Origin of the sequence: Microbacterium natoriense (assembly GCF_030816295.1) — a bacterium.
Lineage (GTDB): Bacteria > Actinomycetota > Actinomycetes > Actinomycetales > Microbacteriaceae > Microbacterium > Microbacterium natoriense_A.
Window position 1 is genome coordinate 2,480,179 of record NZ_JAUSXV010000001.1, and the last position, 18,881, is coordinate 2,499,059.

19 protein-coding genes and 1 tRNA gene are annotated in these 18,881 nt (G+C 67.5%); 8 read left to right on the forward strand and 12 right to left on the reverse strand.

The genetic code is table 11. From position 1 onward, the window contains the following. Nucleotides 1-2: 2 nt before the first annotated feature. Entirely contained in the window at nucleotides 3-641 is a 639-nt protein-coding gene (locus tag QFZ53_RS11465; protein ID WP_307296468.1) for an MBL fold metallo-hydrolase, read from the reverse strand. 153 nt (nucleotides 642-794) lie between these two features. On the opposite strand from QFZ53_RS11465, the gene QFZ53_RS11470 reads away from it, so the two are divergent. Further along, nucleotides 795-867: transfer RNA gene (locus QFZ53_RS11470), tRNA-Glu, on the forward strand. A gap of 56 nt (nucleotides 868-923) precedes the next feature. Here QFZ53_RS11470 and QFZ53_RS11475 read toward each other — a convergent pair. The 9 genes from QFZ53_RS11475 to QFZ53_RS11515 all read right to left on the reverse strand — a co-directional run bounded on the left by QFZ53_RS11475 (nucleotide 924) and on the right by QFZ53_RS11515 (nucleotide 8,515). After that, nucleotides 924-1,355, reverse strand: coding sequence for a hypothetical protein (locus tag QFZ53_RS11475; RefSeq protein WP_307296469.1), 432 nt, complete (start codon nucleotides 1,353-1,355; stop codon nucleotides 924-926). Between the two features lie 66 nt (nucleotides 1,356-1,421). Continuing rightward, nucleotides 1,422-2,297, reverse strand: a complete 876-nt coding sequence (locus tag QFZ53_RS11480; protein WP_307296472.1) for a hypothetical protein — start codon at nucleotides 2,295-2,297, stop codon at nucleotides 1,422-1,424. Further along, on the reverse strand, nucleotides 2,294-2,878 hold the full coding sequence (locus tag QFZ53_RS11485; RefSeq protein ID WP_307296475.1) for an RNA polymerase sigma factor: 585 nt from the start codon (nucleotides 2,876-2,878) through the stop codon (nucleotides 2,294-2,296). The genes QFZ53_RS11480 and QFZ53_RS11485 overlap by 4 nt, the downstream gene beginning before the upstream one ends. 30 nt (nucleotides 2,879-2,908) lie before the next feature. Beyond that, nucleotides 2,909-4,222, reverse strand: coding sequence for an acyltransferase family protein (locus QFZ53_RS11490; protein ID WP_307296477.1), 1,314 nt, complete (start codon nucleotides 4,220-4,222; stop codon nucleotides 2,909-2,911). Nucleotides 4,223-4,283: 61 nt separating this feature from the next. After that, on the reverse strand, nucleotides 4,284-5,516 hold the full coding sequence (locus tag QFZ53_RS11495) for an MFS transporter (RefSeq protein WP_307296480.1): 1,233 nt from the start codon (nucleotides 5,514-5,516) through the stop codon (nucleotides 4,284-4,286). Then, nucleotides 5,516-6,064 carry an ArsR/SmtB family transcription factor gene (locus QFZ53_RS11500; RefSeq protein WP_307296482.1) on the reverse strand — a complete coding sequence of 183 codons (549 nt, stop codon included), beginning with the start codon at nucleotides 6,062-6,064 and terminating at the stop codon, nucleotides 5,516-5,518. Before QFZ53_RS11500 ends, QFZ53_RS11495 begins: the two co-directional genes overlap by 1 nt. 111 nt (nucleotides 6,065-6,175) lie before the next feature. After that, nucleotides 6,176-7,258 carry a DUF4349 domain-containing protein gene (locus QFZ53_RS11505; RefSeq protein WP_307296483.1) on the reverse strand — a complete coding sequence of 361 codons (1,083 nt, stop codon included), beginning with the start codon at nucleotides 7,256-7,258 and terminating at the stop codon, nucleotides 6,176-6,178. After that, on the reverse strand, nucleotides 7,255-7,812 hold the full coding sequence (locus tag QFZ53_RS11510; RefSeq protein WP_307296486.1) for an RNA polymerase sigma factor: 558 nt from the start codon (nucleotides 7,810-7,812) through the stop codon (nucleotides 7,255-7,257). The genes QFZ53_RS11505 and QFZ53_RS11510 overlap by 4 nt, the downstream gene beginning before the upstream one ends. Before the next feature lie 61 nt (nucleotides 7,813-7,873). Next, a complete protein-coding gene (locus QFZ53_RS11515) occupies nucleotides 7,874-8,515 on the reverse strand; it encodes a TIGR00645 family protein (protein ID WP_307296489.1) in 642 nt (213 codons plus the stop codon). 182 nt (nucleotides 8,516-8,697) lie between these two features. On the opposite strand from QFZ53_RS11515, the gene QFZ53_RS11520 reads away from it, so the two are divergent. Continuing rightward, the gene (locus QFZ53_RS11520) at nucleotides 8,698-9,699 is read left to right on the forward strand and encodes a TerC family protein (protein ID WP_292910115.1); all 1,002 of its coding nucleotides are present in this window, start codon (nucleotides 8,698-8,700) and stop codon (nucleotides 9,697-9,699) included. 20 nt (nucleotides 9,700-9,719) lie between these two features. On the opposite strand, the gene QFZ53_RS11525 is transcribed toward QFZ53_RS11520, so the two are convergent. Together QFZ53_RS11525 and QFZ53_RS11530 are read right to left on the reverse strand one after the other, a co-directional pair. After that, nucleotides 9,720-11,033, reverse strand: coding sequence for an LLM class flavin-dependent oxidoreductase (locus QFZ53_RS11525; protein ID WP_307296493.1), 1,314 nt, complete (start codon nucleotides 11,031-11,033; stop codon nucleotides 9,720-9,722). Then, complete coding sequence (locus QFZ53_RS11530; RefSeq protein ID WP_307296496.1) at nucleotides 11,030-12,328, reverse strand: O-acetylhomoserine aminocarboxypropyltransferase/cysteine synthase family protein; 1,299 nt, start codon at nucleotides 12,326-12,328, stop codon at nucleotides 11,030-11,032. Before QFZ53_RS11530 ends, QFZ53_RS11525 begins: the two co-directional genes overlap by 4 nt. Before the next feature lie 188 nt (nucleotides 12,329-12,516). On the opposite strand from QFZ53_RS11530, the gene leuC reads away from it, so the two are divergent. The 6 genes from leuC (at nucleotide 12,517) to QFZ53_RS11560 (ending at nucleotide 18,876) form a co-directional block, all read left to right on the forward strand. After that, nucleotides 12,517-13,968: a 3-isopropylmalate dehydratase large subunit gene (gene leuC, locus QFZ53_RS11535; protein WP_307296499.1), complete on the forward strand. Its 1,452-nt coding sequence runs from the start codon at nucleotides 12,517-12,519 to the stop codon at nucleotides 13,966-13,968. A gap of 2 nt (nucleotides 13,969-13,970) precedes the next feature. Next, complete coding sequence (gene leuD / locus QFZ53_RS11540) at nucleotides 13,971-14,567, forward strand: 3-isopropylmalate dehydratase small subunit (protein ID WP_307296501.1); 597 nt, start codon at nucleotides 13,971-13,973, stop codon at nucleotides 14,565-14,567. Between the two features lie 69 nt (nucleotides 14,568-14,636). Beyond that, on the forward strand, nucleotides 14,637-16,001 hold the full coding sequence (gene murA / locus QFZ53_RS11545; RefSeq protein WP_292910105.1) for a UDP-N-acetylglucosamine 1-carboxyvinyltransferase: 1,365 nt from the start codon (nucleotides 14,637-14,639) through the stop codon (nucleotides 15,999-16,001). A 5-nt stretch (nucleotides 16,002-16,006) separates the two neighbouring features. Beyond that, complete coding sequence (locus QFZ53_RS11550) at nucleotides 16,007-16,765, forward strand: lysophospholipid acyltransferase family protein (protein ID WP_307296503.1); 759 nt, start codon at nucleotides 16,007-16,009, stop codon at nucleotides 16,763-16,765. Beyond that, complete coding sequence (locus QFZ53_RS11555; RefSeq protein ID WP_307296505.1) at nucleotides 16,755-17,885, forward strand: NAD(P)H-dependent glycerol-3-phosphate dehydrogenase; 1,131 nt, start codon at nucleotides 16,755-16,757, stop codon at nucleotides 17,883-17,885. The genes QFZ53_RS11550 and QFZ53_RS11555 overlap by 11 nt, the downstream gene beginning before the upstream one ends. Next, nucleotides 17,791-18,876 (forward strand): D-alanine--D-alanine ligase family protein, encoded by a 1,086-nt coding sequence (locus tag QFZ53_RS11560; RefSeq protein WP_307296508.1) that lies wholly within the window; start codon nucleotides 17,791-17,793, stop codon nucleotides 18,874-18,876. The genes QFZ53_RS11555 and QFZ53_RS11560 overlap by 95 nt, the downstream gene beginning before the upstream one ends. The last annotated feature ends 5 nt before the right edge of the window (nucleotides 18,877-18,881 follow it).

An 18,881-nucleotide genomic window follows, 5' to 3' on the forward strand; every position in this document is an offset into this window, starting at 1 on the left:
TCTCAGACGTCGAGCGATTCGCCCGGCTCGAGCACGAAGAACTCGCCGCCGTTCTGCTCCGTCGCCCACTGGAGACGCTGTCGATGCATGGTCTTGCCTGCGATCGACAACGTCATGTCGTGAGTCCCGAACGAACGACGTGGCTTGACGGCGAGCACGTAGTCCATGGCGTCGCCGATCTTGAGCCAGGGTGCGCCCAGCGGAGCGGCGAGCGTGCCGACCTCGACCTCGTCGGGCAAAGCGTAGGAGTCGCCCGGATAATAGAACTCGTCGTTCACGAGCACGCCGACGTTCTCGATGACAGGGATCGACGAGTGGATCACCGCATGCAGGCCGCCGAAGAACCGCAGCGTGAACGCGCCGGCCTGCACCGTGTCACCGGGGGAGACGACGGTGATCTCGTGGCCTTCGGCCGCGCCGGCCACCCCGGACGGCGCGTAGATCGGCGTGCCGGGTGCTGCTCGCAGGATGCGGTCGAGATGCTCAGGGGTCCAGTGGTCGGGATGCTCGTGCGTGATCACTACGGCGACGAGACCGCTGAGGTCGTCGATCGGCGATGTGAACGAACCCGGATCGATCAGCAGAGTGTCGCCTCCTTCGTCGATGCGGAGGGCGGCATGTTCGAACTTCGTGACGCGCATGCGATGAGTCAACTCCTGATTCGCCGCAGGAGCAAACCCCGTCTGCTGCGCCACGCCCGGGATCCTGCGTCCGCCCGCGCCGATTTGGCGAGGTGTGAAATCGCATGTCATACTTTATGAGTTGTCGCGGAACGGAAACGCTCTGCAAGACTTGGCCCCATCGTATAGCGGCCTAGTACGCCGCCCTCTCACGGCGGTAACGCGGGTTCGAATCCCGCTGGGGTCACACAACACACGAAAGCCCTCGGTTCGCCGAGGGCTTTCGTCGTCTCCGATGCGGTCTCAGGGCTCCCACTCGACGGCGACGGGTTCGAAGCGGAACGGCCCCGGGCACTGCCCGAACACGCCCTCCGGTTCCATCTCGATCGGAATCTCGTAGGTGCCGTCGACCAGGACCTCGCTCGACGTCGCGGCGACGACGCGAAGAGAGCGGATCTCTCCGGCGGCGATGCTGCCTGCCGGGATGTAGGGCGCTTCCTGAGGCACCTTCCAGTCGCCCGATGCGGCGACTGCGGCGGCGGGAGTGCATTCCTCGCCGAAGCAGGAGGCCACGGTCGCTGCCGGAGGAAGAACGGGCGCGAACCTGATGACGGCGGGACCGTCGTAGCTGTAGCCCACGGCAGGGCAGGCGTTCACCGCGCACCCCGAGGCGGGCAGCAGCGCGGCAAGCACCAGAACGGGAGTCGTCCACCGTGCCTGCCGCCGTCGGTTCATGCCGACACGCTATCGCGCCCCGCCACAGGAGCGCACGGCGCCCACCTCATCCGACGTGGAACGTTCTCATCCGACGTGGAACGTTCCGATCCGCGTCGTGCCGTCGCTCTCGAACACGGGGATGTCCCACCCGCTCGGATAGTCCCGTTCGCGCTCCTCCTGCCAGGCGAGCGCTTCCTCCGGATCCGACGGCTGAGATGCGTGCTCGGGGCTGAACGCGTTGAGCTCTCCGGATCGCGCGTAGCCGAGCACGGCTTCCCCCTCGGGTGAGACTCCGCTGACGAGAACCAGATCGGGCACGCCATCGGGCCCCCCGTCGAGACCGTAGGTCTGGCCGGCGGCGTTCCTCTTCAGATGCGTCGGCGTCATGTTGAGGTACTGGAACGACACGGTCGCGGTCAGGCCGTCCGCCGGTGTGACGAAGAACGTTCCGGTGGTGTCGTCCAGCGGAAAGTCGTACCAGGTCGTGTCGCCGGGCCCGCCGATGTCGCCGCTGTTGAACGTGGCGCGAGGGTTGTTGCCGTCGGCATCCGTTCCCCAGCTGATGGAGCCGGGCGTCAACGCGGTGACGGTGACGCGGACATGCGTCACGCCGTCGGGCCGTGCTGCGAGCGGATACTCGGTCGGGGCCGCGACCGAGAGCGCGGAGGGTGCGCCGATGAGCGAGATCAGCGGCGCTCCGGGCGTCGTTCCCGGTGGTGCCTCGAGGGCCTCAGGGAGATCCGGCTGAGGGTGACTGCTCGGCTGGGCGATGGTGGGCGTGACGAAGCCGCCCGTCGCCGCGAAAGCTGCTGTCGAGGCGCCCGCACCCGTGAGGATGCCGACCAGCAGCAACCCGGCGACCAGCCCCGGGCGGGTTCGCCTCGGCGCCGACGCGGCCACGTCCTCGATCAGCAGCAGCCTGATCGCGGCCGATCGGTCGGCGTCGAACTGTGCGCTCATGTGATCTCTCCTTCCAGGATCGGCGCGGATTCCGCGGTCTTCACGGGTTCCGCCACGTCGGAGATACGTCTTCGGAGACGGGACAGGCGCATCTTCGCGGCGGACTCGCCGATGCCCAGAGCCAGTGCGGCTTCTCGGACGGTGAGCCCGTCGAGCACGGTCAATGCGAGCAGGACGCGGTCGTCGGGGCGTGCGGCGTCGAGCACCTCGCGCACAGCTCGCGTCAGCGGCGTCCCGTCGGCCACGAGGTCGGCCGGGTCGGGAGCGTGCTCCGCCGCCGGGACCCGGGAGAGCAGCGCTCGGTGCCGTCGCCTCGCCCGCGCGGCGTTGCGATGCACGTTGTGCGCGGTCACGAGCAACCAGGGCAGGAGCGAGGCGTCGACGAATCGCACCTGGCGACGCCTGCGCCACAGCTCGAGGAAGGTCATTGCGGACAGATCCTCGGCGTCCGTCGGCTCACTCCGAAGGGAGATCAGTGCGCGGAACACACGATCGCGGTGCCGATCCCAGATCAGGGCGAAGGCGCGGGCGTCGCCGTCCAGCACACGCCGCCAGATCTCCTCGTCGCTCGACTGCTCCATATCAGGGAATGTCCGGACCGCCCGAGAAGGTCACATCTTCTTCGATCCGGTCAGCCACAGCGAGGCGAGGGTGCAGACGAGCGCGATGAGGGCGAGCGGGAAATCGAGCCCGTATGCCGTGATCGCGATCGTCGGGGCGATGAACAGGACGACGGCCGCTGACGTCGCGGTGGTCGACGAGAAGCGTTGGATGCCCCGCTTTGGCGCCGTCTCGAAGCGCACCAGCCACAGAGACAGCACCCAGACCGTCGCGAGCACGAGCAGGAGGAACAGCGGTCTCGTCCACCACCACGTGGCGCTCCCCGGGGCGGGCAAAGGCCATGGCAGCATCAACTCGATGCCGATGAGCACCATGATCACTGGCAGGTGCCACAGGTAGATCGTCATCAGCCGGGAGCCGATCACGAACACCGCGCCCTGCGCGCTCCGGGTGCGCATAAGTGCTGCGAGGGGACGGTGCAGCAGGGTGAGAGCGGATGCCTGCACCACCGCCAGCACGGCCATCGTCGCGGTCGGCGGCCACTGATTGCCCAGCATGCTCCACGAATAGCCGCCGAGGGAGACCTGCCCCCACAGCACCAGATAGCCCGCAGCGACGAGTCCGACGAGTTGCGACCACGTCCGTTTCGCGAACCAGCCGTCGAAGAGGAAGAATCCGACCTGCTGAGCGAACAGCCAGACGAAGGCGATGTTGGGGATGCCGAACAGCTCCTGCCCGAGGCCGTAGCCGGTGGACGGCACGGCGTCGATCCCGAGCACGCTCCCGACGAACAAGAACCGGAAAGCGTCGACGGCGACCGCGGCAGCGAACAGCCAGAGCAGCACCCAGCCGCGGTATCGCGCGTGCAGGCGCATCATCAGCGGCGCAGCCGCCTGCACGATCATGTAGGCGGCGAGGAACCAGAGCGGCGACCCCACGCCGATCGAGACAGTGTCGACGAACGCGGGGTCGAGACGGAGGAGACGGCAGACGCCGAGCGCCAGCGTGAAGAACGCGAACAGTGGCAACGCGGGGCGTGCGAGCCGAGCGAGGCGCACCCGCACGAAGGCGTCTGCAGAGTCTCCGCGAGCGACGGTGGAACGCCAGCCTGCTCGGGCGGCGTAGCCGCCCACGACGAAGAACAACGGCATGATGTTGGCGAACCACGTCGCAGCGGTGAACCACGGCTGCGATTCCACCGTCCGTTCGATGAGCAGTGATCCGTCAGCGGCGCGGCCGACTCCCGTGAACAGAATGTGCACGAACACGACCAGGACGACGCATGCGACGCGAGCGAGATCGAGGGTGAGGTCGCGGTCCGCGGGTGCAGATCGGGGCTTCGAGGAGAGGGCGGCGCTGCTCATGCCGATCACTCTAGTGACGCCATCCGCCCGCTCCGGCTCCATCGCACGCAGAAGAGGGAGACTACGTACGGAGAGCCATCGCGCGGAACATCGGGTTGCGCAGGGGGAGCACCATCAGCGCCATCATCGCGCCGCCGAAGATCGCGAACGGAACCCACAGAGCGGTGGCGGTCGCCAGCGCTCCGAACGCCGCCATCGCGAGCGGCATCAGACAGTCGTCGCCGAGACGGGTGAGGGATCCCATGCGCCCCAGATAGGCGGTGTCGACCGTGGCCGAGAACGTGGCGCTCAGCAGCACGGACGCGAATCCGGCCGTGCAGCCGATCACGAACGCTGACGCGGCCACCGTCCAGATCGGGCCGACGCCGAGGGCGACGATCGCCGCCCCCTGCACGACGAGTGCCCGGAAGCCGCCCATCGCCTCGTGCCGTGGTCGCCAGCGGGCCACGCACACCGCGCCGAGTGCGGCGCCGAGACCCAGCAGCGCTTCGAACAGCCCGACCGCCTGCGCTCCCCAGCCCTCGTCGTGCGCACGCAGCGCGAGTCCGATGCCGACGGCGGGGCCGACGGCGAGGTTGAGCCCGGACAGAGCGATCACGAGTGTCCGCGTCGTCGGCTCCTCTCGCAGGTGCGCGAACCCTCGTCCGATGCCGCGCAGCGTCGACTCCTTCGGGGCCCTCGCGAGGACGAACCGCGGGCGCAGCCAGATGGCGATGAACGCGACGACCACGACGAAGGTCAGTGCGTTCGCAGAGGCGCTTCCGCTCAGGCCCAGATACGCCACGAGCACGCCGCCTGCGGCCGATCCCGCCATGGTTCCCAGCCGGGACGCGGTCTGTGCGACGGCGCCGTAGGAGGGAAGGTCGGACGCCCTCACGAGCTGCCGGGCGATCGTGCCCGCCGAGGGCTCGTAGAAGGCGTCGCACACGCCGAACGCGACCGCGGCCACGAGCAGCACGATCACGCTGGGCGGAGCGGCCAGCACCCATAGGGCCACGCCGATCAGCACGCAGATGCGCAGCACGTTGAACAGCAGCATGATCCGCCGCGGATCGGCTCGATCCGCGATCACGCCGCCCCACAGCAGCACGATCGCTCGTGGCACGGTGCCGGCGGCGACGATGAGCCCCGCGACGGCGGGGGAGGCGATCTGCACGGCCGTCCAGGCGAGAGCGATCGTCCAGAGGGCGTCGCCGGCATCGGAGAGGGCCTTCACGGCGATCCAGGCGTGCACGCGCACGTCCCGTCGGAAGACGGGAGGCTCGGTGATCAGGGTGGGTTCGGTGACGGCCATCACGGCTCCGAAGGGAACGCGTGGGCGAAGAAGAAGACGGGCGCGCGTTCGGTCCCGTCTTCGGCGTCGATGGACGCGTTCCACTCGTTCAGCGTCGTGAGCAGACGTGCCGAGAGGTCGCGCAGTTCATCTGGCGACGCCCAGGCCGCGGTCTCGGTGTTGAACGCGTCGTAGTCGGAGTACGGGGAGTCGCTGCTGCGTCGATGCCAGCGCTGGAGCCGCTCGATCTGCATGCGGATGCCCTGGCGCTGCGCCTCTCGGGCGAGCAGGGCATCTGCGGGGGAGTCGGCGAAGTCGTCGGTCGACCAGGTCATGCCGCGGCGAGCGAGGCGCCACCAACTGGTGCGCCGGTCGCCGTTCGGATCCTCGACGCGCTCGACGACACCGGGACGTTCGAGCATCCGCAGGTGGTGGCTGACGCTGCCGACCTGGCTGTCGAGGGCGCGTGCGAGGGCACCCACCTGCGTCGTGCCGTACAGGTGCAGGTAGTCGACGATCCGCCGTCTCAGCGGGTGGTGGATCGCGGTGATCAAAGAGATGTCTTCCACGGGAGTACACGCTAGAAGCGATTCCCTTATTGGACAAGAGTTCTTGTATACCCCGGAAAATCAACGAAAGAGCCCGCCCCGAGTGCATCGGGACGGGCTCTTTCGGTGCGATCAGATCTCTTGCGACGCCTTCGCTGCGTGTCGGATGCGACGGGAGCGCCGGATCAGCCAGATCACGAGGACGATGACGGCGACCACGGCTGCCCACGGGATGATGAAGCCGAGGGCGATCACGAGGGCGTTCAACGAGACGATCAGGCCCTGCCATCCGGCAGCGAGCCCGTCGCCGAACCCCGCGGGATCGGCACTCGGCGCGTCCGCGCTCGACAGCTGCACCTGCAAAGTCGACATGGAGACCTGATCTTCGAGCGCGCTGAGCTGCTGCTGGTACGACTGCAGCTCGGCCTGGCGATCGGTCAGAGCGACTTCCGCCTCGATCAGCTCCGACACCGAGCCCGATTGTGCCATCAGCTCGGTCAGTCGCTGGACCGAGGCGGTGAGGGCGTCGACGCGCGCCTTCAGGTCGATCGACGTCGAAGTCACGTCCTGCCGGGCGATGGAGGAGGAGAGGACGTCGCCGGTCTCGGTGAGCCCGTCGATCACCGCGGGAAGATCGGATGCCGGAACGCGGACGCTGATCCAGCCGTAGCCGCTGTCTGTGGCGACGCGATCGCCGGTGTCATACACCGACGCGCTCTTTCCGATATCGGTGCTCTCCGCGAAGCCGCCATGGGCCTCGGCGAGTGCGGTGATCTCGGCCACCGCATCCGCGACGTCGTCGACCTCGACGGTCGCGTTCGCCGTCGAGATGATCTCGCGATCCGTTCCAGCATCCGCGCTCTGGAGAGCACTGTCGGACGCCGCCCCCGGTGCGATCTCCGTGCTCTCAGCGGCACCTCGGTCGCTCATCTCCGGCGCGGAGCCGTCCACTGCCGACGGGGCGCCGCCCACGGCCGTGTACGAGCCCGATCCACCAATAGAGGACAGGATCGGCGGAGTCACCAGCACGCCGACGACGAACGCCGCAGCGATGCCGGCGCCCGTCAGCCAGCCGCGTCGCCGCGCGCGGGCGCGTTCGGCGACTCTGGCCGGGGGCCGTTCGCTGTCGATCTCGTCGAACACGGCCGATTCGATGCGGGCGATCGCGGCGTCCGACAGGTCGGGGAGTTCTGGGGTGGGGGTCTTGTCGGTCATGCCTCGCTCGCTTCCTTGACGGCACCGCGCAAGCGGGTGCGCACTCGAGAGAGACGGTTCCGAACGACGGCGTGGCTGATGCCGAGTTCCTCTGCGGCCGCCTGATACGCGTAGCCCTCCGCGGCGCACAGCCGGAAGATCTCGCGATCGAGTGCGGTCATGGTGCCCACTTCGGCGGCGATACGCTCGGCGAGGTCTGTCGTGATGACCTGCTCCTCGACGCTGATCGTCGACGGGATAGTCTCGTCGGCGGCATCCGCTGTGTTCGCCTGATCGCGCCTGCGCTGGCGAAGCCGATTGGCCGCCTGGAAGCGGCAGATCGTCGCCAGCCACGGCAGGATCGACTCACCCTGCAGCTCGAAACCGCGCAGCTTGCGCCATGCGGCGACGAAGGTCTCCTGCGTCACATCCTCGGCGTCGGGGGCGGACCCCAGGATGCCGTGGGCGATCCAGTAGACCGGCCGGACGTATGCGCGGTACAGCTCGCGGAAGGCACTCTCGTCGCCTGCCGCGGCCTTGGCCGCCCATTTCTGATCACTCGTCTGTGCGGGCATCGTTCTTCCGTTCGGTGTCTCTCACCCGGAAAGTGTCGACGGACGACTGATCGTCTCAGAATCAGTGCGCCGCGGCGTGAGCGGCCTTCGCCGTGCTCTGCGACATCTTGTCGATCCACGCGAGCGCGAGAGCCGAGACGATGAAGACCATGTGGATCATGACCTGCCAGAACACGCCGGTGGGGGTGTAGCTGCCGATCTCGGTCTTCGTACCATCTGAGTCCATGTTGCCGACCGCGATGAACGTCTTGAGGAGATGGATCGAGGAGATGCCGATGATCGCCATCGCGAGCTTGACCTTGAGGACGTTGGCGTTCACGTGCGACAGCCACTCGGGCTGGTCGGGATGACCGTCGGTGTTGATGCGCGAGACGAAGGTCTCGTAGCCGCCGATGATCACCATGATCAGGAGGTTCGCGATCATGACCACGTCGATCAGGCCGAGCACCGACAGCATGATCGTCGCTTCTTCGATATGGGTGATATTGCCGATGACGTCCTCGGCGATCAGGTGCCACAACTCCACCATGAAGACCACGACGTAGACGAGCTGCGCGACGATCAGTCCGATGTACAGCGGGGCCTGCAGCCAGCGGCTGACGAAGATCAGCGAGGCGATCGAGCGCGCCCAGGAATTCTGGGGCGGGGCTTCGAGCGGGGCGATGCCGTGTGCGGCGTTGTCAGGATGCGAAGTCGGTGTCACGCGACCATTTCACCATGCCGGTCCCGCTCCGGTAGCATTGGTGACGCGAGAGGGAGTATCCCGGATCCGCGCGTAACGTCATCACGAGCATCGACTGAGCTGCTCCGGGCGCGCGACGCACACTTGTGCGGGGGAGAGACTTTCGGTTCATTCCCGTCCCTCCCGAAAGGTGCCACGCACCCGTGAACATCCCTGTCTGGTTCGAGATCGGCGCTCTCGTCGTCCTCGTGCTCATCCTCATCGGCGACCTTCTGCTCGCCAAGTTCCGCCCGCACATCCCGTCGACCAGGGAATCCACACTCTGGGTCGTCTTCTACGTCGCCCTCGCGCTGATCTTCGCGGGTCTGCTGTACATGTTCGCGGGCGGCCAGTACGCCGGCGAGTTCCTCACCGGTTGGGCTCTGGAGTACAGCCTCTCGATCGACAATCTGTTCGTGTTCGTGCTGATCATGGCTCAGTTCGCGGTGCCGAGGCGCCTGCAGCAGATGGTGCTGATGGTGGGCATCATCATCGCGCTCGTGCTCCGCGGCATCTTCATCCTGCTCGGCGTCGCCATCATCGAGAACTTCTCGCCGGTGTTCTACATCTTCGGCGCATTCCTGATCTGGACCGCGATCAGGCAGGCGATGCCCGACGGCGACCACGACGAAGAGGTCAAGCGCGAGAACTTCATCGTGCGCCTGCTCCGTCGTCGCGTCGACATCAGCGACGAGTACGACGGCAACAAGCTGCGCACCGTGATCGACGGCAAGCGGGTCTGGACGCCCATGCTCATCGTCTTCGTGGCCATCGGCGTCACCGACCTGATGTTCGCGATCGACTCGATCCCGGCGATCTTCAGCATCACCCACAACAGCTTCCTGGTCTTCACGGCGAACATCTTCGCTCTGATGGGACTGCGCCAGCTGTACTTCCTGCTAGGCGACCTGCTCGACCGTCTGCGCTACCTGCACTACGGCATCGCCGTCATCCTCGGTTTCATCGGCATCAAGCTGGTTCTTCACGCGATGCACGTCAACGAGCTTCCGTTCATCAACGGCGGCGAGCACATCGAATGGGCACCCGACATCCCCATCTGGCTGTCGCTGACCGTGATCCTCGTATCGATGGTCGGCGCGACCGTCGCCAGCCTGATCGCCTCGTCTCGCGAGAAGCGTGCGGAGAAAGCCGCGATCAGCGAGTAGGCACCGGGCGGACCTGCGCGTCAGAAGGCGCGCAGGTTCGCCTGCAGGCCGCCGTCGACGTATTCGCGGCGCAGAATGCCGCGGCGCCGCAAGACGGGTACGAGTTCGTCGAGCGTGCGATGCAGTGTCACGGGGTGGAAATCGCCCCACAGCAGCACGCCGTCGTTGCCCCAGTCGCCGAGCTCCTCGATCAGATCAGCGAATTCCTCGGCAGTGCCGACGAAGCCCGAGCGGTCGGCGATGCGCCCGGCTTGCGCCAGCGCGGTGAGATGCGCGCGCAACGGAGCATCTTCTCCGCGGTCGCCGATCAGACGCTGGATGCTGCCGCGAGACACGTGTGCGCCGAAGATCGACAGGTCGAGCGGCTTGTCTAGATCGAGCGCAGTGAGATCGGTCTCGAGATCGCTGGACTGCTTGCGGGCGATCTGTACGAGAGCGGCGGCGTCCGGATGTGCGGACGCCGCGACGATCCGGTCGGCCTCCTCGGGAGAAGACGTGATCACGGGCTGGATGGCGAACAGGATCTTGATGTCGTCGGCAGAGCGGCCGGCCGCGATCGCGGCGTCGTGGATCCTGGCGCGGTATGCGCGCACCGAGGCTTCGTGCAGGGGCGCCAGGGCGAGCTGCACGTCGGAGTTCGCGCCGGCGAAGCCGAGGCCGCGTCCCGAACCGCCGGGGGAGACGATCGCCGGTTCGCCGTTCGGGAACGGAATCGCGTTGAGGGGACCGTCGAAGGCGAAGTATTCGCCGCGGTGACGGACCGGATGCAGCTTCGAGCCGTCGGCGTAGACATCGGTCGCGCGGTCCGCCAGGAGGGTGCCGTCGCCCCAGCTGCGCCACAGCGAGCGGACGCCGTCGAGCCATTCTTCGGCCCGGTCGTACGCTTCGTCATGGCCGAGCTGAGGATCGGACGAGAAATGCCGCGCGCTGCCGGTGTCGGTGACGACGTTGAGGCCGAGCCGGTGCGAACTGAGATGCTGCAGCGTCGCGAACTGTCGCGCCGCCGTGTACGGGAGGTACGCGGCCGGGTTCACCGTCGGCACGACGCCGAGATGCCGTGTCACCTGGAACAGATACGGCGCGAGCAGCAGGGGGTCGTGCTTGGGGCCACCGAACGCGTGCCGCACGCGCAGATCGATCGTCTCCGCCGAGCCCAGGGAAGGAGCATCCTCGATGATGACCAGATCGAAGCCTGCCTGCTCGAGTGTGCGAGCGGCCTCCTGATAGATCTCGGGCCTCGTCCAGTCGTAGTCCCAGTCGAGCGAGGGGTAGCCCCAGCCCTGCGGGCCGAAGCCGCGGGCCAGGAACCACCCGAAGTGCTGCTGCCTGGTCACGCGATCACCGGTTCCTCGATCGCCGCGAGCACGCGCGAGAGATCGCCGATGAGATCGGCGACGTCCTCGATGCCGATCGAGACCCGGAGAGTGCCAGGGCGGATGCCGAGTACCGCACGCTCTTCTTCGGTGCGATACGCGTGGCTCGTGGTGGCCGGATGCAGCACGAGGGAGCGGACGTCGCCGATGTGCGTCATGTGCGTGAAGACGTCGACGCTCTCGATGACGTCGCGTGCCGCCTCCAGCCCGCCGCGCAGCGTGAAGGTGAAGATGGAGCCGTAGCCTCCACGGAGGTAGCGTTGGGCGAGCTCATGATCGGGATGGCTGTCGAGGCCGACGTAGTCGACGCTCTCCACTGCATCCTGGGCCTCGAGCCACCGCGCGATCTCCAGCGCGTTCCTCGACTGCCGTTCGACCCGCAGGCCGAGGGTCTCGGCGCCTTGACCGATCAGAAAGGCGTTCAGCGGAGACGGGGTCGTGCCGAAGCGCGGAGCCACGGCCTCGCGGGCGTAGCCGATGCGGGCGTTTCCGCCGTGGCGCGCGGCGACGCTGGCGAGGCCTCCGCGGCCGGGCAGGACGAGATGGGGTGCGTTGTGGCCTGCGTGCTCGGCATCGAAGCGACCGTTGTCGACCACGACGCCCCCGAGCACAGAGCCGTGACCTGCGAGGAACTTCGACGCGGAGTGCACGACGATCGACGCTCCGTGCTCGAGAGGGCGCAGGAGATAGGGCGTGGCCAGGGTGTTGTCGACGATGAGCGGGATCGCGAACTCATCGCCGATGGCGCCCACGGCGGTGATGTCGAGGATGTCGTTGCGGGCGTTCGCGATCGACTCGGCGAACAGTGCTCGCGTGTTCGGTCGGATCGCCGCCCGCCAGGCGTTCGGATCGCCGATCTCGTCGACGAACGTCGATTCGATGCCGAGGCGTGCGAGGTTGTCGACGAGCAGCCCGCGTGTGCCCTCGTAGATGTGCGTCGAGGCGACGATGTGATCGCCGGCCCCTGCAACGGTCAGGAGGGCGACCGCGACAGCGGCCTGTCCGCTCGCGACGAGCACGGCATCCGCTCCGGATTCGAGGGCCGCGAGCTGCCGCTCCACGGCCTGCACCGTGGGGTTCCCCGTGCGCGTGTACCCGAAGCCCTCGCCGGTTCCGAAGTGCGTGGCGGCGTGGTCGAAGTCGTCGAACTCGAAGCCGGCCGTGAGGTAGATCGGGGTCGCCCGCGACGACGCCGCCTGACGGCTGCGACCCGCATGCAGGGCGCGGGTGGCGAAGCTGGGGACGTCGACGGTCATGGCTGATACCTCTCGATGGTGCGGGTTTCCACAGCGTGTCACGACGTGCGGGGGCACGCTGAACGGGTGGTAACCTGACGTCATGCGGATCGTGCTCCTTCTTAGCGGCCGCGACGAGACCTCGTTCTGAGCCCCTCCTCGTCGCGGAGTCCACTGTGGGCCGAACCGCCAGCTTCAGGAGACATTCGATGAACACCCCCGCTGCAGCATCCGCTCCCGCACGTCCGCGGACCCTCGCCGAGAAGGTCTGGGACGATCACCTCGTCGTCAAGGGCGAGAACGGCGAGCCGGACCTCATCTACATCGATTTGCACCTCGTGCACGAGGTGACCAGTCCGCAGGCCTTCGACGGTCTGCGCGCCGAGGGGCGTCCGCTCCGTCGGCTCGACCTGACGATCGCCACCGAGGACCACAACACGCCGACGTGGGAGATCGATAAGCCGATCGCCGACCTCACCAGCCGCACTCAGATCGAGACGCTGCGCCGCAACGCGCAGGAGTTCGGCGTGCGCCTGCACTCGCTCGGCGACGCCGAGCAGGGCATCGTGCACGTCGTGGGTCCGCAGCTGGGGCTGACGATGCCGGGCATCACGGTCGTCTGCGGTGACTCGCACACCTCGACGCACGGCGCCTTCGGCGCTATGGCCTTCGGCATCGGCACCAGCGAGGTCGAGCACGTGATGGCCACGCAGACCCTGCCCCTCAAGCCGTTCAAGACCATGGCGATCAACGTCGAGGGCACGCTGCGGCCCGGGGTCACGGCGAAGGACGTCATCCTTGCCGTGATCGCGAAGATCGGCACGGGCGGCGGCCAGGGCTACGTCCTGGAGTACCGCGGCAGCGCGATCCGCGCGCTGTCGATGGAAGGCCGGATGACGATCTGCAACATGTCGATCGAGGCCGGTGCGCGCGCCGGCATGGTCGCGCCGGACGAGACGACCTTCGCGTACGTCAAGGACAAGCCGCACGCGCCGCAGGGCCAGGACTGGGACGATGCGGTCGCGTACTGGCGCACGCTTCCCACTGACGAGGGCGCGACGTTCGACGCAGAAGTGTTCATCGACGCCGACACGCTCGAACCGTTCGTCACCTGGGGCACCAATCCCGGTCAGGGCAGCTCCCTGTCGTCATCCGTCCCGAACCCGGCGGAGATCACCGACCCGAACGAGCGCGCGGCTGCTGAGCGGGCCCTCGAGTACATGGACCTGACCCCGGGCACCCCTCTCAAGGAGGTCCCGGTCGACGCCGTGTTCATGGGGTCGTGCACGAACAGTCGCATCGAGGACCTCCGTGCCTTCGCATCGATCATCGAGGGCAAGAAGAAGGCCGACGGCGTCCGCGTCATGGTAGTTCCCGGCTCCGCGCGAGTGCGACTGGAGGCTGAGGCTGAAGGCCTCGACAAGATCATCACCGAGTTCGGCGCGGAATGGCGCTTCGCCGGATGCTCGATGTGCCTCGGCATGAACCCCGATCAGCTCGCGCCGGGGGAGCGCTGCGCGTCCACCTCGAATCGGAACTTCGAGGGTCGCCAGGGCAAGGGCGGCCGCACGCACCTGGTCTCGCCTCTGGTCGCCGCGGCGACCGCCATCCGCGGAACCCTGTCCAGCCCGAGCGATCTGAACGAGACGGTGGAGGCCTGATCATGGAGAAGTTCATCACCCACACCGGCATCGCCGCCCCGCTGAAGCGCTCGAACGTCGACACCGACCAGATCATCCCCGCGGTCTTCCTGAAGCGCGTCACCAAGACCGGCTTCGACGACGCGCTGTTCCACGCCTGGCGGCAGGATCCGGAGTTCGTGCTCAACCAGGCGCCGTTCCAGGGGGCTTCCGTGCTCGTCGCCGGCTCCGATTTCGGCACCGGATCCAGCCGCGAGCACGCGGTCTGGGCGCTTCGCGACTTCGGCTTCAAAGTCGTGCTGAGCCCGCGCTTCGCGGACATCTTCCGGGGGAACTCGGGCAAGCAGGGCCTGCTTGCCGCGACGATCTCTGAGAATGACCTGGAACGGATCTGGGCCGAGATCGACCGGAATCCCGGGGTTCAGATCACCGTGAACCTCGAAGAGCGCACCGCCTCCATCGGCGGGGTCCAGGCCGACATCGGGATCGACGATTACACTAGATGGCGGCTCCTCGAAGGGCTCGATGACATCGGGCTCACGCTGCGCAACGAAGACAAGATCGCGCAGTTCGAGGCTCGACGCGAGTCGTGGCGGCCTCGAACCCTCCCCGTTCAGTGACACGGAAGGGGGAGGGCGAGCCAGGGGCAAACCCGCCCCCGTATCCCGTGGAATGAAGTGAGGCTCCGAATGACGACACCCGTGCGCGATGCTGTACCGGACGGAGTCCCCGCTCTCACCGGAGACGTCCTCGCCATCCGCGGAGGACGCCCGCTGCGCGGTCGCGTCGACGTGAAGGGCGCGAAGAACCTGGCCACCAAGGCCATGGTCGCGACGCTCCTCGGCGAAGGCCCCAGCACCCTGCGGGATGTGCCGTCCCTCAGCGACGTGGCCGTGGTGCGCTCGCTGCTCGAAGTGCACGGCGTCCAGGTCACATCCGGTGACGAACCGGGCTCTTTGGTCTTCGACCCCAGCGGTGTCGAGTCGGCGCACTTCGAGGAGATCGACGCCCACGCCGGTGCGTCCCGCATCCCGATCCTGTTCTGCGGCCCGCTCCTGCACCGTCTCGGTCAGGCGTTCATCCCCGACCTCGGCGGATGCCGCATCGGCGACCGTCCGATCGACTTCCACCTCGACGCCCTGCGCAAGTTCGGCGCGGTCGTCGAGAAGCTGCCGAGCGGCATCCGTCTGTCCGCCCCGCAGCGACTGCACGGCGCCAACATCCACCTGCCCTACCCGAGCGTGGGAGCCACCGAGCAGGTGCTGCTCACCGCCGTACGCGCCGAAGGCACGACGGAGCTGCGCAACGCGGCCATCGAGCCCGAGATCATGGACCTCATCGCCGTGCTGCAGAAGATGGGCGCGATCATCTCGTACGAGCCGAACCGCGTCATCCTCATCGAGGGCGTCGAGAAGCTCCGCGGCTACGACCACCGGTCGATCTTCGACCGCAACGAGGCCGCCTCGTGGGCCTCTGCCGCTCTCGCGACCGACGGCGAGATCTTCGTCGGCGGCGCCAAGCAGCAGGAGATGCTGACCTTCCTCAACGTCTTCCGCAAGGCGGGCGGCTGGTTCGACATCCAGGAGGACGGCATCCTGTTCCGTCGCGACGGCGAGATCAAGCCCGTCGTCGTCGAGACCGACGTGCACCCCGGCTTCATGACCGACTGGCAGCAGCCGCTGGTCGTGGCGCTCACGCAGGCCCACGGCCGCTCGGTCGTGCACGAGACGGTGTACGAGAACCGGATGGGCTTCACCGACGCTCTCGTGAAGATGGGCGCCGACATCGTCGTGCACCCGCACGGTCTTCAGGACGGCCCGCGTCGCGTCCCGCGGCGTGAGCTCGAGCAGGCGGCGGTCATCACCGGCCCCACTCCTCTGCACGCGGCCGACATCGTCGTGCCCGACCTGCGCGGCGGCTACAGCCACGTGATCGCCGCGCTCACCGCGACCGGCGAGTCGAAGGTGTCGGGCGTCGACATCCTCAGCCGCGGCTACGAGAAGTTCCTCGCCAAGCTCGACGCCCTGGGCGCTGACTTCGACGTCATCCGGTGACGCGGATGGCTGCATCGAGGTCTCCGGAGAAGCGGCGGCCGAGCCTGTTCTGGCCGCTCGCCGCCCTCGTCGTGCCGCTGATGGGTCTTTTCGCGAAGATCCGCATCACGGGAGCCGAGAAGCTCCCGCGCGACGGCGCCTTCGTTCTGGCCCCGAACCACTACTCCGAACTCGACCCGCTGATCGTGGCCGTGGCCGTCTGGCGCATCGGTCGCGCCCCGCGGTTCATGGCCAAGGAGAGCCTGTTCAAGATCCCGGTCGTCGGGTGGCTGCTGCGCAAGACGGGCATGATCCCGGTCGCGCGATCCTCGTCGGCGACCGCGGCGAAGCAGACGATGAAGCAGTCTGCGGATCTCGTCGAGCACGGGCGCGGCGTGATCGTCTATCCCGAGGGCACACTGACCCGTGATCCCGATCTGTGGCCGATGCGCGGCAAGTCCGGCGCTGTTCGTCTGGCGCTGTCCGACGGCATCCCGCTGATTCCGATGGCGCAGTGGGGCACGCAGGCGATCATGGGCAGGTATCAGAAGGGCCTCAGCCTCTGGCCCCTGCGCAAGCCGATCACCGTCGTCATCGGCGACCCGGTCGACGTCTCCGACCTACGGGGCCGGGCCGGCGAGCAGGCCGCACTGAACGAGGCGACGAAGCGACTGATGAACGCGATCACCGCTCTGCTCGAGGACATCCGCGACGAGAAGGCGCCTGTGGAGCGGTGGAACCCCGCCTCGCACGGTCAGAAGGAGACGGGACGTCTTGACTCCTAAGAAGCCGGTCGCGGGCCCTCGAGTCGCCGTCATAGGTGCGGGCAGCTGGGGCACGACCTTCGGCAAGATCCTCGCCGACGGCGGCGCCCAGGTGACGATGTGGGCCCGCCGCGCCGAACTGGCGCACGAGATCGACGAGGCGAAGCGGAATTCGCGCTACCTGCCCGGCATCAACCTGCCGCGCACGATGGCGGCGACGCACGAGCTGTCGACGGCCCTGCGCGGCGTCGACCAGGTCTACCTGTCGGTTCCCAGCCAGTCCCTGCGCGAGAACCTCAAGGCCCTGCGCCCGCTCCTCGCCGATAACGACGCCAAGATCGTGAGCCTGATGAAGGGCGTCGAGCGCGGCACGGGTCTGCGCATGAGCCAGGTCATCGAGCAGGAGCTGCAGTGCGATCCCGATCGCATAGCCGTGGCATCGGGGCCGAACCTCGCGCTCGAGATCGCACGGGAGCAGCCGACCGCTGCGGTGATCTCCTCGCGCAGCCTCGAGACTGCGGAGATCATCGCGCGCGCCGCGCGCAACAACTACTTCCGCACCTTCGTGAACACAGACGTGATCGGCACCGAGTTCGGCGGTGTGCTGAAGAACCTGATCGCGGTCGCGATCGGCATCGTCGACGGCGTCGGCTACGGCGAGAACACGAAGGCCTCGATCATCACCCGCGGACTCGTGGAGATGACCGACTTCGCGGTGGCGAACGGGGCGCATCCCGAGACGCTGCAGGGGCTCGCAGGGCTCGGCGACCTGATCGCCACCTGCCAGTCGCCGCTGAGCCGCAACAACACGGCCGGGCGCCTGCTCGGCCAGGGGTACAGCTTCCAGGACGTCGTGAAGCAGATGCAGCAGACGGCCGAGGGACTCGCGTCCGTCGCGCCGATTCTGCAGCTCGCTCGCGAGTCCGAGGTCGACATGCCCATCGTCGAACAGGTGAAGATGGTGCTCGACGGGAAGATGAACCCGCGCGACATCGCACCCCACCTGACGACGGACGACGACACCCCTCAGGGGGAGAGGACCAACTATGGACAAGCAGACGGTGGTGGTCCTCTTCGGCGGGCGTTCCAGCGAGCATTCGATCAGTTCCGCCACGGCGGGCGGGGTTCTCGGCGCGATTGATCGCGACCGCTATGCGGTGATCCCCGTGGGGATCACGCGCGAGGGCGCATTCGTCCTCGAGGACGACGACCCGGCCAAGTTCCCGCTGGACGCGGCGCACCTTCCCGAGGTGGTCGACAACGGCAGCCGAATCCTCTGGCCGGAGCCCGGCGGCGATCGGACTCTGCGGGTCGTTCGCGCCGACGGCACGGTCGAGGGACTCGGCGAGATCGACATCGTTCTCCCGATCCTGCACGGGACTCACGGCGAAGACGGCACGATCCAGGGGTATTTCGACACTCTCGAGGTTCCATACGCGGGCGGCGGCGTGCTCGACTCCGCGCTCTGCATGGACAAGCACTTCATGAAGGTCGCTCTGCAGGCGGCAGGCATCACCGTCGCCCCGTGGGTCACGGTTTGGGCCCGGCAGTGGGACGCGGATGCTGCAAGCGTCCGCGCTGCCGCCGATGCGCTCGGTCCGCTGCCCCTGTTCGTGAAGCCGGCTCGCGCCGGCTCCAGCGTCGGCGTCTCGAAGGTGTCGGAGCTGTCCGAGCTCGATGCCGCTCTGGCCCTCGCCTTCGCCGAGGACGACAAAGTGCTCATCGAGATCGGCGTGGCAGGACGTGAGATCGAGGTCGCGATCCTCGAAGGAGCCGACGGCGTGCGTGCCTCTCTCCCCGGCGAGATCGTGCTCACCTCCCGCGGCTTCTACGACTTCGAGGGCAAGTACCTGGGCGGTGACGGCGTCGACGTGGTGTGCCCGGCGGAACTCACCGACGCCGAGATCGACGCGATCCAGAATGTCGGCATCCGTTCCTTCGAGGCGGTCGACGGTCGCGGGCTCGCGCGGGTCGACATGTTCCTGACCGCATCCGGCGAGCTCGTCGTCAACGAGCTCAACACGATGCCCGGGTTCACGCCGATCTCGATGTTCCCGAAGTGCTGGGTCGCGTCGGGCCTCTCTTACGGCGACCTGATCTCCGAGCTCATCGAGGCGGGCCTGCGCCGTTGATCACC